The 15,676-nt window shown below is 57.6% G+C and carries 17 protein-coding genes; 12 read left to right on the forward strand and 5 right to left on the reverse strand.

The features are described 5' to 3' along the window. Positions 1-46: 46 nt before the first annotated feature. Positions 47-1,363, forward strand: coding sequence for a lytic murein transglycosylase (locus tag GS612_RS17585; RefSeq protein WP_171642101.1), 1,317 nt, complete (start codon positions 47-49; stop codon positions 1,361-1,363). A 54-nt stretch (positions 1,364-1,417) separates the two neighbouring features. On the opposite strand, the gene GS612_RS17590 is transcribed toward GS612_RS17585, so the two are convergent. Further along, positions 1,418-2,815 carry an aspartate aminotransferase family protein gene (locus tag GS612_RS17590; protein WP_171642103.1) on the reverse strand — a complete coding sequence of 466 codons (1,398 nt, stop codon included), beginning with the start codon at positions 2,813-2,815 and terminating at the stop codon, positions 1,418-1,420. 77 nt (positions 2,816-2,892) lie between these two features. Then, positions 2,893-3,576 (reverse strand): GntR family transcriptional regulator, encoded by a 684-nt coding sequence (locus GS612_RS17595; protein ID WP_171642105.1) that lies wholly within the window; start codon positions 3,574-3,576, stop codon positions 2,893-2,895. 140 nt (positions 3,577-3,716) lie between these two features. Here GS612_RS17595 and GS612_RS17600 point away from each other — a divergent pair, with 140 nt between their 5' ends. From GS612_RS17600 to GS612_RS17620, 5 genes are all read left to right on the forward strand, one after another. Next, the gene (locus tag GS612_RS17600; protein ID WP_171642107.1) at positions 3,717-4,802 is read left to right on the forward strand and encodes a polyamine ABC transporter substrate-binding protein; all 1,086 of its coding nucleotides are present in this window, start codon (positions 3,717-3,719) and stop codon (positions 4,800-4,802) included. A gap of 75 nt (positions 4,803-4,877) precedes the next feature. Then, positions 4,878-6,005, forward strand: a complete 1,128-nt coding sequence (locus GS612_RS17605; protein ID WP_171642109.1) for an ABC transporter ATP-binding protein — start codon at positions 4,878-4,880, stop codon at positions 6,003-6,005. After that, positions 6,005-6,895 (forward strand): ABC transporter permease subunit, encoded by an 891-nt coding sequence (locus GS612_RS17610; RefSeq protein ID WP_152459301.1) that lies wholly within the window; start codon positions 6,005-6,007, stop codon positions 6,893-6,895. Before GS612_RS17605 ends, GS612_RS17610 begins: the two co-directional genes overlap by 1 nt. Next, on the forward strand, positions 6,892-7,710 hold the full coding sequence (locus GS612_RS17615; RefSeq protein WP_152459300.1) for an ABC transporter permease: 819 nt from the start codon (positions 6,892-6,894) through the stop codon (positions 7,708-7,710). The genes GS612_RS17610 and GS612_RS17615 overlap by 4 nt, the downstream gene beginning before the upstream one ends. Continuing rightward, the gene (locus GS612_RS17620; RefSeq protein WP_171642110.1) at positions 7,707-9,008 is read left to right on the forward strand and encodes an FAD-binding oxidoreductase; all 1,302 of its coding nucleotides are present in this window, start codon (positions 7,707-7,709) and stop codon (positions 9,006-9,008) included. The genes GS612_RS17615 and GS612_RS17620 overlap by 4 nt, the downstream gene beginning before the upstream one ends. Positions 9,009-9,017: 9 nt before the next feature. Here GS612_RS17620 and GS612_RS17625 read toward each other — a convergent pair whose 3' ends face one another. The 3 genes from GS612_RS17625 to GS612_RS17635 are packed head-to-tail and all read right to left on the reverse strand — an operon-like array spanning position 9,018 to position 11,827. Further along, positions 9,018-9,884 (reverse strand): aminoglycoside phosphotransferase family protein, encoded by an 867-nt coding sequence (locus GS612_RS17625; RefSeq protein WP_171642111.1) that lies wholly within the window; start codon positions 9,882-9,884, stop codon positions 9,018-9,020. Between the two features lie 53 nt (positions 9,885-9,937). Next, positions 9,938-10,600, reverse strand: coding sequence for a flagellar hook capping FlgD N-terminal domain-containing protein (locus GS612_RS17630; protein WP_171642112.1), 663 nt, complete (start codon positions 10,598-10,600; stop codon positions 9,938-9,940). 3 nt (positions 10,601-10,603) lie between these two features. Continuing rightward, positions 10,604-11,827, reverse strand: a complete 1,224-nt coding sequence (locus GS612_RS17635; protein WP_171642113.1) for a flagellar hook-length control protein FliK — start codon at positions 11,825-11,827, stop codon at positions 10,604-10,606. 110 nt (positions 11,828-11,937) lie between these two features. On the opposite strand from GS612_RS17635, the gene GS612_RS17640 reads away from it, so the two are divergent. From GS612_RS17640 to GS612_RS17665, 6 genes are all read left to right on the forward strand, one after another. Further along, positions 11,938-12,213: a rod-binding protein gene (locus tag GS612_RS17640; RefSeq protein ID WP_171642114.1), complete on the forward strand. Its 276-nt coding sequence runs from the start codon at positions 11,938-11,940 to the stop codon at positions 12,211-12,213. Continuing rightward, positions 12,203-12,562: a flagellar biosynthesis protein FlgN gene (locus GS612_RS17645; RefSeq protein ID WP_171642115.1), complete on the forward strand. Its 360-nt coding sequence runs from the start codon at positions 12,203-12,205 to the stop codon at positions 12,560-12,562. The genes GS612_RS17640 and GS612_RS17645 overlap by 11 nt, the downstream gene beginning before the upstream one ends. Positions 12,563-12,771: 209 nt before the next feature. Then, positions 12,772-13,983 (forward strand): flagellin, encoded by a 1,212-nt coding sequence (locus GS612_RS17650; RefSeq protein ID WP_171119936.1) that lies wholly within the window; start codon positions 12,772-12,774, stop codon positions 13,981-13,983. A gap of 77 nt (positions 13,984-14,060) precedes the next feature. Continuing rightward, on the forward strand, positions 14,061-14,435 hold the full coding sequence (flaF, locus tag GS612_RS17655; protein WP_170345565.1) for a flagellar biosynthesis regulator FlaF: 375 nt from the start codon (positions 14,061-14,063) through the stop codon (positions 14,433-14,435). Continuing rightward, positions 14,435-14,836: a flagellar biosynthesis repressor FlbT gene (flbT, locus tag GS612_RS17660; protein WP_152459291.1), complete on the forward strand. Its 402-nt coding sequence runs from the start codon at positions 14,435-14,437 to the stop codon at positions 14,834-14,836. The genes flaF and flbT overlap by 1 nt, the downstream gene beginning before the upstream one ends. Continuing rightward, entirely contained in the window at positions 14,833-15,627 is a 795-nt protein-coding gene (locus tag GS612_RS17665; protein ID WP_171642116.1) for a DUF1217 domain-containing protein, read from the forward strand. The genes flbT and GS612_RS17665 overlap by 4 nt, the downstream gene beginning before the upstream one ends. The last annotated feature ends 49 nt before the right edge of the window (positions 15,628-15,676 follow it).

Below are 15,676 nucleotides of genomic sequence, written 5' to 3' on the forward strand. Positions count from 1 at the left end.
GATTTTGCGCTACTCTGAGGTCGAGCAGTAATCAGGAAAAATCGGAATGCAAAAATGCGTAGGCGGCGTCATGACCGTCGCATTGTGGGCATCCATGGTGCAGGCGGACATATCAGAAAAAACGACTTGGCCAGACAGTGCAGTGTCCGGCAAAACGATACAGCTGGTCTCGGCGGATGTGGCGGTTTCGATCCGTCCGGTCCCGCGCCCGGCGGTTGAGGCTTTGCGGGTGTCCGCGGCCGTGACCGCACGGTTTCAGGCCTGGCTCGGCGCGTTTCAGGAGCGCGCGAAGCAGCAGGGCATATCGGAAAGAACATTGAACAGGGTGTTCTCGGACATGATCTTTGACGAGGACATCCTGAAACGAGACCGCAATCAGGCTGAATTTTCGAAACCGATCTGGGAGTATCTGGATTCCGCCGTCTCGGACACGCGCGTTTCCAATGGTCGTGCCGTGATGCAACGACATCGGCAAGTGTTGCAGCAAATCGAGGCGGAATATGGCGTTGAAAAGGAAGTGGTCACGGCGATCTGGGGGCTGGAAACATCATTCGGCTCTTATCGTGGCAGCAACCGGACGCTGAGTTCTTTGGCGACACTGGCCTTTGATGCACGGCGGGCGCAGTTCTTTGAAACGCAGTTGATCGCCGCCCTGAGGATCGTGCAGGCAGGTGATGTCAGCGCCAACAACATGCTGGGCAGCTGGGCAGGCGCGATGGGGCACACGCAGTTCATGCCAACCTCGTATCTGGATCACGCGGTTGATTTCGATGGCGATGGTCGGCGTGACATCTGGTCGGATGATCCGACGGATGCGCTGGCCTCGGCCGCGTCCTATCTGGCGCGACACGGTTGGAAAAAGGGGCAGCCATGGGGCGTCGAGGTGCGCCTGCCCGAAGGGTTCGACTATGCCACCGCCAAACGGGACTACACCCTGCTGCCGTCAGAATGGGCGGCGCGCGGCGTGGTGGGGCGTGACGGCAAACCGGTCCCGGATCACGGGCAAGCCGCAATCCTTTTGCCCGCCGGGGGGCAGGGTGTGGCGCTGATGATTTTCGACAATTTCAGCGTGATTGAGGCCTATAACGGGGCCGACGCTTACGTGATCGGTATCGGGCACCTGTCCGACCGGCTTGCGGGTGGCGCACCGTTTCAGTCCGACTGGCCCCGAGGTGAGCGGGCGCTGAGCTTCACCGAGAAGAAAGAGCTGCAAACCCGCCTGACTGATGCGGGGTTCGATACAAAGGGTATCGATGGGCGCACCGGGCCGAACACCATCAATGCGGTTCGCGCCTACCAACTGGCGCAGGGTTTGGTGCCGGACGGCTATCCAACTGCGACACTTTTGGAGCGGCTAAGGTGAACGATAAGAGGCGACCCAGACGGGCCGCCCCTTTGTAGAAGCCTTTTTCTGAACTCAGGATGCGGCTTTCATCAGCCCCTGAGCGATGATTTCGGCCTGCGCTTCGTCCAGCGATTTGTAAATCCGCACGAACATCTCGTCGATATCCGCCGGGGTCAGGATCAGCGGCGGCGAGATGATCATGCGGTCGCCCACATGGCGCATGATCAGATTGTTGGCAAAGCAACGGTCACGGCAGATATAACCGACCGTTCCGGGCTCGGACGCGAACTTGGCGCGGCTGGCTTTGTCGGGTGTCAGAGCGATGGAGGCCATCATTCCGACGATCTTCGCCTCACCCACCAGCGGGTGATCGGCCAGCGCCTCCCATTTCTGTTTCAGATAGGGGGCGGCAACATCGCGCACATGCTCGACGATCTTCTCTTCTTCCAAAATGCGCAGGTTCTCAAGCGCCACGGCAGCGGCGACGGGGTGGCCGGAATAGGTGTACCCGTGGTTGAATTCCGTCCCGCCGATCACTTCGGCGATCTCGTCATTCACGATGGACCCGCCGATCGGCGCATAGCCCGAGCTGAGCCCCTTGGCGATGGTCATGATATGCGGTTTGATGCCCACGGTTTGCGATCCGAACCAGTTGCCGGTTCGGCCGAACCCACAGATCACCTCGTCTGCAATCAACAGGATATCGTATTTGTCACAGATGCGCTGAATTTCCGGCCAGTAGGTATCGGGCGCGACGATCACGCCGCCTGCACCCTGAACCGGCTCGGCGATAAAGGCCGCGACGCGGTCTTCGCCCAGCTCCAGAATAGCCTCTTCCAGCTCGCGTGCGCGCGCCAGGCCGAACTCTTCGGGTGACATGTCACCGCCTTCCGCCCACCAGTTCGGTTGGTTGATGTGGTGAATGTTCGGGATCGGAATGCCGCCCTGCGCATGCATGCCTGCCATGCCGCCCAGCGAAGCCGACCCGACGGAAGACCCGTGATACGCGTTTTTCCTGCTGATGATGATATTTTTGTCCGGCTGCCCCTTCTCGGCCCAGTATGTGCGCACGAGGCGGATATTGGTGTCGTTTGCCTCGGACCCGCCAGCTGCGAAAAAGACATGGTTCAGATCACCTGGTGCCAGTTCGGCGATTTTGGCCGCCAGTGCGATTGCCGGCACATGGGTCGTCTTGAAGAAGGTGTTGTAGTAGGGCAGTTCGCGCATCTGACGCGCCGCGACATCGGCCAGCTCATCGCGGCCATAACCGATATTGACGCACCAAAGACCTGCCATTGCGTCCAGAATTTCCTCACCTTCGCTGTCGGTCAGGTAAACCCCGCTGGCGCGTGTAATCACGCGGGCCCCTTCCTGCCCCAGCGCACCATTGGCCGAGAAAGGATGGATGTGATGCGCCGCATCCAGCGCCTGCAATTCGGCGGTCGGCATATGGTTGGTTATGGTGGACATCGGAGAATCTCCTACAAGAACGCAGTTGCAGATCACAATATGATCAAATTCATCTCTGTCAATCGAATCAGGCTGAGTTAATCGGAAGTCAGGGCGTCCGACATCAATTCCATGCCTTGTTCGATGTCCTGAGCCGTTGCCTTTGCCGCTTTTTCGGCGTCGCCTTCGCGCAAGGCGGAAATGATATCCTTGTGTCGATCCGGCAGGCTTTGAGTCCCGAATCGACCACACACGACACGCAGCGACGGGCCGAACCGCAACCAAAGCCTTTCGGCGAGATCACTGAGAATCGGTGCGTTTGCATGAGAGTACAGCGTTTCGTGGAACGCCTGGTTCAGACGCAGATATCCGCCCACATCCCCGTCGGCGATCATACGGTCCAAATGGGTATCCAGCCGCTCAAGATGATCGATGTCCTCGGCTTGCAAATTCGACGTCGCGCGCCTTGAAAGCTCTGATTCTATTGAGGTTCTGGCAAAGATCATTTCCTGGATATCGCCCGGGGACAGCAGCGGCACGCTCACGCGCCGATTGCCCTGGAACACCAATGCCCCGTCCGAGATCAACCGGCGGATGGCTTCGCGCACCGGTGTCATGCCAACACCCAGCGAATCAGTCAGGCCCTGGATCGTGACAGGCTGGCCCGGAACCAATTCGCCGAACAGGATCTGTGATCTGAGCGTTTGATAAACCTGCTCATGCGCGGGCTGTTTCCCTTTGTCGTTTGTCGACGCAGATGCCTTATTTTTGATCAAATCCAATTGGTTCTTCCCATTTCGACTAACCCTGACTTGTCAGGTGACAGACCTCGTGAAACCATACGCTGGATCGAGGAAAAACGCAAAACTTGATCAAATCCAAAAAAACGGGAAAATAGCCGTACACTTGCAGGGAGAAGAATATGACAATCAAAACGCTGACCATGACAGCGGTCATCGCATTGGGGACTTCGGCGGCATTCGCCGAAGAGGTGCGTGTTTACAACTGGTCCGACTATATCGACGAAGAATTGCTGAGCAAATTCGAGGAAGAAACCGGTCTGACCCTGATTTACGATGTGTTCGACAGCAACGAGGTTCTGGAAACCAAGATGCTGGCCGGTGGTTCGGGATACGATGTGGTGGTGCCGTCGGGCACATTCCTGCAACGCCAGATTCAGGCGGGCGCATTTCAGGAACTGGACATGGCCAAGTTGCCGAATGCGGTAAATCTGTGGGACGTGATTCAGGAACGTACCGCAGGATATGATCCGAACAATGCCTACTCGATCAACTACATGTGGGGAACGACGGGCATCGGCGTGAACGTCGACAAGGTCAGGGAAGTCTTAGGTGACGACGTGGCCCTGAACAGCATGGATTTGGTTCTGAAGCCGGAGAATATGGAAAAGCTGGCCTCGTGTGGCGTTCACTTCCTTGATGCGCCAGCCGAAATGATACCGATGACCTTGCAGTACATCGGTGAAGACCCCGACAGCCATGACCCGGAAGTGATCAAGAAGGTCGAAGACGTTCTGACAAGCGTTCGCCCCTACATCCAGAAGTTTCACAGTTCGGAATACATCAACGCGCTGGCCAATGGCGATATTTGCGTAGCCGTGGGGTGGTCCGGTGATATTTTGCAGGCGCGGGACCGCGCGGCCGAAGCCGACAACGGTGTGAACATCGAATACCACCCGTTCGCAGAAGGGTCGTTGATGTGGTTCGACCAGATGGCAATTCCTGCCGACGCGCCGAATCCGGAAGGTGCGCACAAATTCCTGAATTTCATTCTGGATGCCAACAACATGGCTGCTGCGTCCAACTACGTGTACTACGCCAACGGCAACAAGGCGTCTCAGGAGTTTCTTGAGGAAGACGTGATCGGAGATCCGGCAATTTATCCGGATGAAGACACGATGCAGAACCTGTACATCACGACTCCGTACCCCGCGAAAACACAGCGGGTCGTGACCCGTCTTTGGACCAAGATCAAGTCAGGCACCTGATCCGGTCAAAAGCGCGGGGCGGTCTGGCGATCGCCCCGCCGCACTATTGTCCAAACTGACCATGCGGGGGCTGCTTTGAGTTCTGACGTTTTTGCGCCGTGGAATGACCCACAGGCGAAACCCTTGATCCAGTTCCAGAACGTGACCAAGCGCTTTGGCGAGTTCACGGCGATCGACAACCTGTCTCTGGATATCTTCGAACGTGAGTTTTTTGCCCTGCTAGGCCCTTCAGGGTGCGGCAAAACAACGATGATGCGGATGCTGGCCGGGTTCGAGACCCCAACCGAAGGCCATATCCTGCTGGGCGGGCAGGATATCGACCCCATCCCGCCGAACAAGCGGGCCGTGAACATGATGTTCCAGTCCTATGCCCTGTTCCCGCATCTGAGTGTCTGGGAAAACATCGCTTTCGGTCTGCGCCGAGACAAAATGCCCAAACACGATCTGGAAGATCGGGTCGAAGAGATGCTGCGCCTGACCCGGCTGGAACAGTTCGCCCGTCGCAAACCGCATCAGATCTCGGGCGGTCAGAGGCAGCGCGTTGCGCTGGCGCGCTCGTTGGCCAAAGCGCCCAAGCTTCTGCTGCTGGATGAACCGCTGGGGGCGTTGGACAAGAAGCTGCGTCAGGATACCCAGTTCGAATTGATGGATATCCAGGAAAAGACCGGCACCACCTTTGTCATCGTCACCCATGATCAGGAAGAGGCGATGACAGTCGCCACCCGCGTCGCGGTGATGGATCAGGGCCAGTTAAAGCAAGTGGCCACCCCGGATCGGATCTATGAAAACCCTGAATCTGTTTATGTCGCTGACTTCATCGGAGATGTGAACATCATCGAAGGCCGCGCGACACCATCCGGAGAGGACGCCTATCAGATCGATTGGGCCGAAGGTCAGGCCCCGTTCACGGCATCTTCGCCTGTCGGTTTCTCAGACGGTCAGCCCTGCCATCTGGCGATCCGCCCCGAGAAAGTGACGATCTCTGCCGAACGGCCCGTCGATGCGGTCAACGCCGTGCAGGGCAAGGTTCACGACATTGCCTATCTGGGCAATCTGTCCACCTATCACGTTGAATTGGCAAACGGCACAATCATCAAGGCGCAGACGGCCAATACCCGCCGCATCTCGCGCCGTTCTTTCACCTGGGAAGACCCGGTCTGGCTGTCCTGGACAGCCACGGCTGCGGTTCTGCTGGCCAACTGATGCGCCGCGCCGTTCTGATCGCCATTCCTTACGTCTGGCTGTTGGCCCTGTTTCTGGTGCCGTTCTTCATCGTTCTGAAGATTTCGCTGTCGGATACCGCGCTTGCCATCCCGCCTTATACTCCGACTTTGGACCTGTCTGCCGGTTGGGCGGGAATCAAAGAGTTCTTCAGCCAGCTTGATCTGGAGAATTATGTCTGGCTGACCGAGGACGACCTGTATTGGAAAGCCTACCTGTCCAGCGTCAAGATCGCTTTGATTTCGACCTTCCTGACACTGCTGGTGGGCTATCCCATTGCCTACGGCATGGCCCGCGCGCCTCAGGAATGGCGACCGACACTGATGATGCTGGTCATCCTGCCCTTCTGGACTTCGTTCCTGATCCGGGTTTACGCTTGGATGGGCATTCTGTCGAACGAAGGGTACCTCAACCAGATCTTGCTGTGGACCGGGATCATCTCGACGCCGCTGACGATCCTGAACACGTCAACTGCCGTCTATATCGGCATCGTCTACACCTATCTGCCTTTCATGATCCTGCCGATCTATTCTGCGTTGGAACGGTTGGACGGATCATTGATCGAAGCGGCCGAGGATCTGGGGTGTTCCCGTTTGCAGGCCTTCTGGCTGGTGACCATCCCGCTGTCCAAACCCGGCATCATTGCAGGGTGTTTCCTGGTGATGATCCCCGTGATCGGTGAATTCGTGATCCCATCCCTTCTGGGTGGTTCCGGTACGCTGATGATCGGCAAGGTTCTGTGGGAAGAGTTCTTTTCGAACCGTGACTGGCCGGTGGCAAGTGCGGTGGCCATCGTGCTGCTGCTGATCCTCGTCATTCCCATCGTGCTGTTCCAGCGCAACCAGCAGAAACAGGCGGAGGCCGAGGGATGAACAGATTGAGCTGGTTCAACACGGTTTCGCTGACGCTGGGTTTTGCGTTTCTGTACATCCCGATGATCATCCTGATCGTCTTCAGCTTCAACGAAAGCAAGCTGGTCACGGTCTGGGCCGGGTTTTCGACGAAATGGTACGGAGAGCTGCTGCGGAACGAAGCGTTCCTTGATGCTGCCTGGGTCACGATCCGGGTCGCGGTCTTTTCGTCGACGCTGGCGACAATTCTAGGAACGGCCGCCGCTTATGTACTGGTCCGCAGCGGGCGTTTCTTTGGCCGGACACTGTTTTCCGGCATGATCTATGCACCGTTGGTCATGCCCGAAGTGATCACCGGCCTGTCGCTGCTTTTGCTATTTATCGGCATCGGCCTGGATCGGGGTATTCTGACCATCGTTCTGGCGCATACGACCTTTTCGATGTGTTTCGTTTCCGTTGTCGTATCCTCGCGCCTCATCACCTTTGACCGGTCGCTGGAAGAGGCTGCGCTGGACCTTGGGTGTTCGCCCGCGCAAGCCTTCCGTCTTGTCACCCTGCCGATCATCGCACCTGCGGTAATCTCGGGCTGGTTGCTGGCCTTCACCTTGTCACTTGATGATCTGGTGATTGCATCCTTCACTTCGGGGCCGTCGGCAACGACATTGCCGATCAAGATATTCTCGGCCGTGCGCCTTGGCGTCAGCCCGGAAATCAACGCGTTGTCGACGATCATGATCGCTGTGGTGACGGTCGGGGTAATCACGGCCTCGCTTGTGACCAAACGCGCGATGGTACGTCAGCAGCAGGATGAAATGGCCGCAGCGCGCACCGAATGAAGCGGATTTTTCCAGACTACGCCTATGGCAGCGAACCTCGCGACGGCTGTTGGTGGGACGAAACTGTTGCCAGCCCGGATTGGCCAGAGTTCCAGGGTGACATGCATGTGGATGTGGCCATCATTGGCGGCGGATTTACAGGCGTTTCGGCTGCTCTGCATTTGGCTGAAAAAGCTTCGGTTGCGGTGTTCGAAGCCGGCGCACCGGGGTGGGGAGCCTCGGGCCGAAATGGCGGGTTTTGCTGTCTTGGCGGCTCAAAACTTGGCCACGCATCCATGCAGCGCCGATTTGGCCGCGATGCTGCTTTGGACTATGCGGCAGCGGAACAGGAAGCGGTCCGACTGGTCGCCGATCTGTTGGCACAGCATCAGATCGATGCGGATACCCACTCCAGCGGGGAAACCCAGCTGGCGCATTCCAGGCGGGCGATGGACATGCTGCGCCGCAATGCCGACGAGGCGGGAACCCTGCACGAAGCCAGAGACCTGCCCGCGAAGGGCATGGGTGGCGCGTTTCATGGTGGATACACTTCGCCGGTTGGTTTCGGGTTGAATCCCCGCAAATACCTGTTCGGGATTGCCCGAACCGCCGAAGCAATGGGCGCGCATCTGTTCCGGAATTCCCCGGTTCTGAGCGTTGAAAAAACGGCGTCCGGCTTTGTGTTGCAAACGCAGAGCGGGACAGTCAAAGCGCAGGCGGTGTTGGTGTGTACCAACGGCTATTCCAGCGAGGATATCCCGGCCTGGATGTCCGGACGATACATGCCTGCTCAGTCGACCGTCATGGTAACGCGACCCCTTGGTCGAACCGAACAGATGGCACAGGGATGGACATCTGATCAGATGTGCTATGATACGCGCAATCTGTTGCACTATTTCCGCCTGATGCCGGACGGGCGCTTTCTGTTTGGTATGCGGGGCGGCCTGTGGTCATCGGCCGAGGCTGAAGCAGCCATTCGGCGAAAGGTTCAGCAGGATTTCAAACATATGTTTCCTGCTTGGTCGACGGTCGAGGTCACTCATATCTGGTCCGGTTTGGTGTGCCTGTCGCGGGCCCTGACACCTTTTGTCGGCCCCGTTCCGGATCAACCGGGGATGTTTGCCGGTTTTGCATATCACGGCAATGGCGTCGCTATGGGCACGTATTGCGGTCGAGCATTGGCGCGGTTGGTTCTGGGTCAGGACGCCAGGCTGCCGGTCGTGATGATGCAAACACCGGGTCGGTTTCCTTTGGGTCGCTGGCGCCGTGTGCTCATGCCGCCAGCCTACGCCATGCTGGCGCTGGCCGACCTGCGATGAGGCGGGGCGTTACAGAATTTCGGTTTCCAAGTTCAACCCTGTCGCGTAATCGGGCGCACCATTTTCAGCACGCCAGAGGCAATACGTCGCCATGCGCCACGCATACCATGGCCTGAGCTGTTCATAGCGCGCGACGATGTCGGGCCTACCGTAGGCCGAAAGAAACTGGTCTTCCTCTTTCTTCGACAGCGGTGAGCCTCGGTAAAGCTGCTGCATAGCAGGCGACAAAAACAGCGCAAGGTCTTCGCAGGGATCGCCCTGGGCCGGGCATTGCCAGTCGATCAAGGTCAGGCCACCGGTCGCCACAAGGATATTGCCTGCCACGGGGTCGCCATGGATCAGGCACGTCTGTTGCGTGGGTGCGACCGAATTTGAAGGTTGCAAATCAGCGAGTCTGTCGCGCCCGTTTGACGTACAGCCTTGCAGAATTCTTTTTCCATGAGCGCGCAAGTCTGCGCTGCCATTGCATCCGGCTGGCGCCTGGACGGCAATGGGCAGGGTATGAAGCTTGCGCAGCAAGGCGCCAACCTGTGCTGAATCCTGCCGCCAGGGGGTTCCGGGGGCGTGGTCGTAAAACACCCAACGGGCTTCTTTGTATTGCCCTGTGGCCCGCAGCCTTGGCACGAAACCCGTGGTGCCAAGCGCCTTCAGGCATTGGGCCTCCAACTCAGCATCATTGCGAAACAAAGGATTGCGCAATATCGTGCTGTAGAGTTTCAGGACTTTGTCACTGTCGCGGCCCTTGACCTTCCACACCTTGTTGGTGCGCCCGCCGTACAAGGTCTCGAACCGAGGATGCGCGTTGACCAATCCTTGCGCGTGAAGATGGTCAACCAGATCACGAGGGGGGGCAGGCAGGTCGGGCAGAGGTTCCATCACTTCTTATGGCGAGTCGATTTGCCAAGGTTTGGCCCGTCCCGCCCGACAGATCAAGCACCAGTTCGGACTGCGGTGACCTGAGTTGCGGGAATCACTTGACCGCCCTGCAAGGTCAGCAAAACAGCATCGTCGCCAACCTGTGCTTCGACAACGCGATTGTAGGCGGCGACAGGTTTTTCAGAGAGCAACTTGTCGCCTTTGTAGCTTTCCAGGGTTGCGCTGTAGTTGCCTGATGCCAATGGATTGCCTGAGGAACCCACTCCGGCCCAAACAAACTCCTCGGTTGTCGTGGGTACGATGACGTTATCGATTACCGTGCCATCACTGTCGCGGATCACCAATTCCGTCGCGTCCGCATCAGGGTCGGCCTGGGCAAACAATGTCACGGGCTGGCCGTCAAAGTGAAAAGCTGACGTCGAACGGACGTCCATGCCCACCCAGCTTGCAAGCTCGTTCAGTTTCGTGCCGCCCAATGCGTTGGCCAGGTTGGACAAGAGGTCATTGGTCTGGACTTGTTGCTCGACCATCGAGAACTGCGCCAACTGAGACGCATATTCGGTCGAATCCATCGGCTCCAACGGATCCTGATTCTTTGCCTGCGCCGTTAGCATAAGCAAGAATGTCTCAAAGTCCGACGTAATCGCGGATTTCTGAGATGCCCCGGCCTTTTGTTGATCCGCAACGGGCTGCGTGGTGTTGACAGGCGTAATCATTGGTCAAAACCTCATGTCGATGCCCCGGCCCGAGGCCAGATACTGTGTGTGGGAAGTTGTGTGATCGATCCGTTCGTGCGGCGCAGCTTCTGAATTTGAAGGGGATTGTGTGTCAGCGTCGTTTGCATCCTTTTGATGTGCGCCAGAACCCCAAGAGGTTCCCAGATCAAAGCTCAGATCCCCATAACCCAGCTTCTGAAACTCTTCTGTCAGAACGGAAAAATGACGCCGCATTAAATCGAGGGTTTCCGGGCGCTCGGTCGCAATGGTGATTTGCAGCCCGTCCTCCCGCCCGTTCAGAACAATGGACACACGCCCAAGCTCTTCCGGATTCAGCGCTATTTCCGTTGCTCCTGATCCGGTGCGGGTCTGGACAGCCGCCGACAGCTGACCAGCAATCGCCCGGGCGATTTCCGCTCGGGCGGCAGTGGACGGAGCCGCGAATTGAGGCACGGACTCACGCGAGGTCAGCGGCAAAGGTTCCTCTCTGGCGGCCGGCGGGGCCTCAGCTTCGACAACGGGTGCCACGGGTTCGGCTTCAACGGCAGTTGCCATCAGCTGAAGCTGCGCCACCGAGGGCGCCCGGTCAGGCGCTGACGATTTGGGCGTCAGAATGTTCACTTCGGGCAAAAGCTTCTTTTCAGGGTCCAGCGGGAGGGGGACGACCCCCGTTTGTTCGACCGTGCCTTTGGGCTTTGCAAGCTGATCAAACATCTGGCCGATTTCGGTCATGGCTGTCACGTGCACAGGTTGGGGCGTCGGACCCTGCACCTTCTGCGAGAGCGCCGGAACCGGGGAAGGCGTGTCGCTTTGTGTGGGCAAACCTTTTGGTACCGATACCGGTGGTTGATTCGGTGTTTCAGAGGGTGCTTGATTTACCTCCGCCATCTGAACCGGCGCCACCTTTACCTTGTCCAAGTCCGGGGTTTCCAGGAATGCAGAATGGGGTTGCTGTTCGCCGATGTGTTCTGAAATCGGGGTGGGATGGGCCGTTGCAGATGCCTCGGCCGTTGTCTCCGGCACAGGTTCGGGCTCTGCTTCGACAATTTTCAGCTTGGCATTGATGGCAGCGTTTTCGCCTTCTGGGTGGCCGGTGGCACCAACCTCTTGCCCGAGGACATCCTGAAAGCTCTCCGAGCCAGTGTTTTGGCCCGGAGCCTTACGCGATGTGACGGCTTTCTCAGGCGTGGTCGGCGTTGCGTTCGCCAGCGTTATGGGGTTGGGCATTTTGCTCCGGCTCCGTGTGACTGGTCGGAACACTGCCTGTAGGAAGTTACGTTTATTTTAACCGCTTTCACCTTTGATCGAGAAAGTTCGAAGCAAATTCGGAGAATGCCATGAAGGTTTCCACCTTTCCTCACGTATCTCAATCACAGTCACCCCAGACCCGGCTGAAAAACGCCGCCATAGAGCTTGAGGCCGCGTTTCTGGCCGAAATGCTGAAATCCGCCGGGTTGGGAAAGACCCGTCAGTCCTTTGGCGGTGGCGCCGGTGAGGATCAGTTTTCTTCGATGCTTGTTCAACATCAGGCGCAGCAACTGGCCCGGTCCGGTGGCGTGGGCCTTTCCGAAATTCTGTTCAAGTCACTGATGGAGAAAACCGATGACGTCTAAGGCCGACAAAGCGTTGATCAAGTCTTTGGAAGAAATCCTGGATTTGGAACGTGCCGCGCTTGTGCAGGGGGATCTGGACCGTTTGTCCAGCATGGTGCCTGAAAAAGAAAAGCTGATCGGGGCAATCAATGATCTTCAGGTGCTGGAAAGTGAGGCACTGATTCGCGTTCAACAGAAAGCCGAGCGCAATCAGGCGCTGCTGAACAGCGCGGCTGAAGGCATCCGGGCGGTCGCCGGCCGAATGGCTGAATTGCGGCGCGTTCGGCAGGAATTCAGCACCTATGGTGCAGACGGACAGCGAAGTGAATTCGCGGTGCGCAGCACGGCAAAGCTGGAAAAGCGGGCATAGGCAGAAGTTTGATTCAAATCCGAAATTTCTGGGCCGGGCGCTTTAGCACTCCGTTAGGGGATCGAGCTCAAAAGTGGTGTTGCACCTGAGATCAACAGGTGGCGCGAACGGCCACGCGGCGCGTCGCACAGGTCAGAAAGACACCAATGCCCGCAAATAGTGCGGGGTGAACATGGGCAAAATGGCCCGAACGGAAAAGGATGAAAGCTATGTCCAGCATTCTGACAAACAATGGCGCGATGGTTGCGCTGCAAACTCTCAAGTCGGTCAACAAAAACCTGGCGATGACCCAGAACGCAATCTCGACCGGCAAGGACGTCGCGACGGCCAAGGACAACTCGGCAGTTTGGGCGATTTCCAAAGTGATGGAGTCGGACGTCAAAGGTTTCAACGCCATCAAGGACAGTCTTGCGCTTGGCGAATCGACCGTTGCCGTAGCACGGAACGCCGCGGAAACCGTCACTGATCTGCTGACCCAGATGAAAGGCAAGATCGTCGCGGCGCAGGAAGACAACGTTGACCGCGGCAAAATCAATGATGATGTGACTGCACTGAAAGATCAGATCGCGTCCGTTGTCAGTGCGGCGCAGTTCAATGGTCTGAACTTGGTTGACGGCTCTGCCGGTTCCGCTTCGATCCTTGCATCGCTGGATCGTGACAACACAGGTGCTGTGACCTCGTCGTCCATCACCGTTGCAGGGCAGAACCTGTCGACCGGTGGTTATGTCACCAAGCAGGTTTTTGACGGTTCGACCGGCGCATCGACAGGCAACGATCGCGTCGGCGCAACCATCGATAACGGCGCAACCGCCGCAACCGCGCTGGTCACCGACGAATCCAGCGGTGTTTTTGCGGCCGGGGACAAGGTCGTCGTAGCGATCAACGATCAGGTCGTATCCTATACCGTGTCTGCCGAAGACGCTGCCGCGACAACAACCGGTGATCTGGTTGCCGTTGGGTTGAAATCGAAGATTGAAGAACTTGGGATTACCGGTCTGACGGTCGATTATGACTCGGGTACAGCCGGAACCTTGTCTGTCACCAACGGTACGGGCTCGGACATTTCGTTTTCGGCTCAATTCGTGAACGCTGGTGCAGGTGGTCTGGGCGCGTTGGCCGGCATTGATGTCTCGACCGGTGCGGGTGCGACCGCTGCCCTGGCCGCCGTTGAGTCGCTGATTGATACTTCGATCGACGCGTCGGCTGCTTTCGGTTCCTCTCAAAGCCGGATCGAAACTCAGAAAGAGTTCATCTCGAACCTGTCCGACTCGTTCAAGTCAGGCATCGGGTCGCTGGTCGACGCGGACATGGAAGAGACTTCGGCACGGTTGCAGGCGCTTCAGGTTCAGCAACAGTTGGCGACACAGTCGCTTTCGATCGCCAATCAGGCACCGCAGTCGATTCTGTCGCTGTTCCGCTAATTCGCGAAATCGGTTGGGGCGCGGTCTTCGCGCCCCATCAATGACTGCCTGATGACGGCCCTTTGGAAGGATTTCAAGTGACACCGCAAACCCTAGCCCATCAAACCTATGCGCAAACCGCCGCGCCGACTCGGACGCCTCGAGACACGGAATACGAAGCGATTTCAAGGATCACACGGCGCTTGAAGGCAGCAACGGCACAAAAGGCAACGGATTTTTCGGGCTTTGTACAGGCCGTGCACGAAAACCGGCGGCTATGGGGGGTGCTCGCCACCGGCGTTGCCGATTCCGAGAATGCCCTGCCCAACGACCTGAGAGCCAGGATCTTCTACCTTGCCGAATTCACCGAACAACACAGCAGCCGCGTTCTGGGAGACGGCGCAACCGTTGAACCGTTGGTGGAAATCAACACGGCTGTATTGCGCGGATTGCGCCAGATGAGGGCAACTTGATGAGTGGTCTGGTCCTGAAGCTTGCCCCGAAAGAAAGGGTTCTGATCAACGGGGTCGTGATTGAGAACGGCGATCGCCGCGGCCGGTTTTCGATCATGACGCCACAGGCAAATGTACTTCGACTGCGGGATGCGATTCATCCGGATGAGGTGAATACGCCGGTGCGCCGCGTCTGTTATGCCGCGCAGCTTGTATTGTCGGGGGACATCGAACCTGGCCAAGCACGTCAGCAATTGTTGCGCCGCGTGGAAGAGCTGAGCCAGGTTTTTACGGATGCAGATAGCCGTCGGGTCTTGGCCGAAGCCACGGATGCCCTGGTTGCAGAGCATTATTACAAGTGCCTCAAATCGCTTCGCTCGCTTCTGCCGCGCGAAGAGCGGCTGATGGCTTACCAGCAATGAAATTCCAACCCGTCATCCCAAGCGGCGGAATCGTGGGCTGGCGGTTCCTGCAACGTACCTATGAAAGTCAGCTCCAGAGTTTTTCGTCGTCCGCTGCGAATGAAAGAGAGACAAAGTACTTTCTGGACAACATTGGGAAAATCCAATCCGCCGAAGAGCTGGTTTCGGATCGCAGGTTGTTGCAGGTCGCTTTGGGTGCGTTCGAGTTGGAAGGAGATTTGGACAACCGGTTTTTCATACGCAAAATCCTCGAGGATGGGACACAAGCGGATGACGCGTTGTCCAATCGATTGGCCGACAAGCGATACCGGGAATTTTCTGACGCCTTTGGGTTTGGTCCCGGTGCTGTCCGAAAAACCGCTCTGACGTCCGACATGGAGCAAATCGCCCAGGCCAATTTGACGGCCCGGTTTGAAATTGCCGTTGGCGAGTCGGATGAAACGATGCGTATTTCGCTCTATGCACAACGAGAGCTTTCGGATCTTGCCAACAGGACCTCAAGCGCAGACACAAAGTGGTTTGATCTTATGGGGCTGCCCCCTTTGCGCAGCATGATGGAAACGGCACTTGGACTGCCGTCATCCTTTGCGCAGCTGGACATTGACAAACAACTCGTCGAGTTCAAGGCCAGGTTGCTCAAACTGACCGGCTCGGAGGATCTGGCACAGTTTTCGAACCCAAAGTCCATCGAGAAACTGACCGACACCTATTTGGCCAGAAGTCAGATTGCGCAACTTCAGAACACGATCTCGCCGGCGCAGACCGCATTGATCTTGTTGGGGGCCGTTTGAGCAGAACGCCTCCGGATCGAAGTGGTCGGTGAAGCATGATCGCAAGGGC

Origin of the sequence: Ruegeria sp. HKCCD6157, from assembly GCF_013110685.1 — a bacterium.
GTDB lineage: Bacteria > Pseudomonadota > Alphaproteobacteria > Rhodobacterales > Rhodobacteraceae > Ruegeria.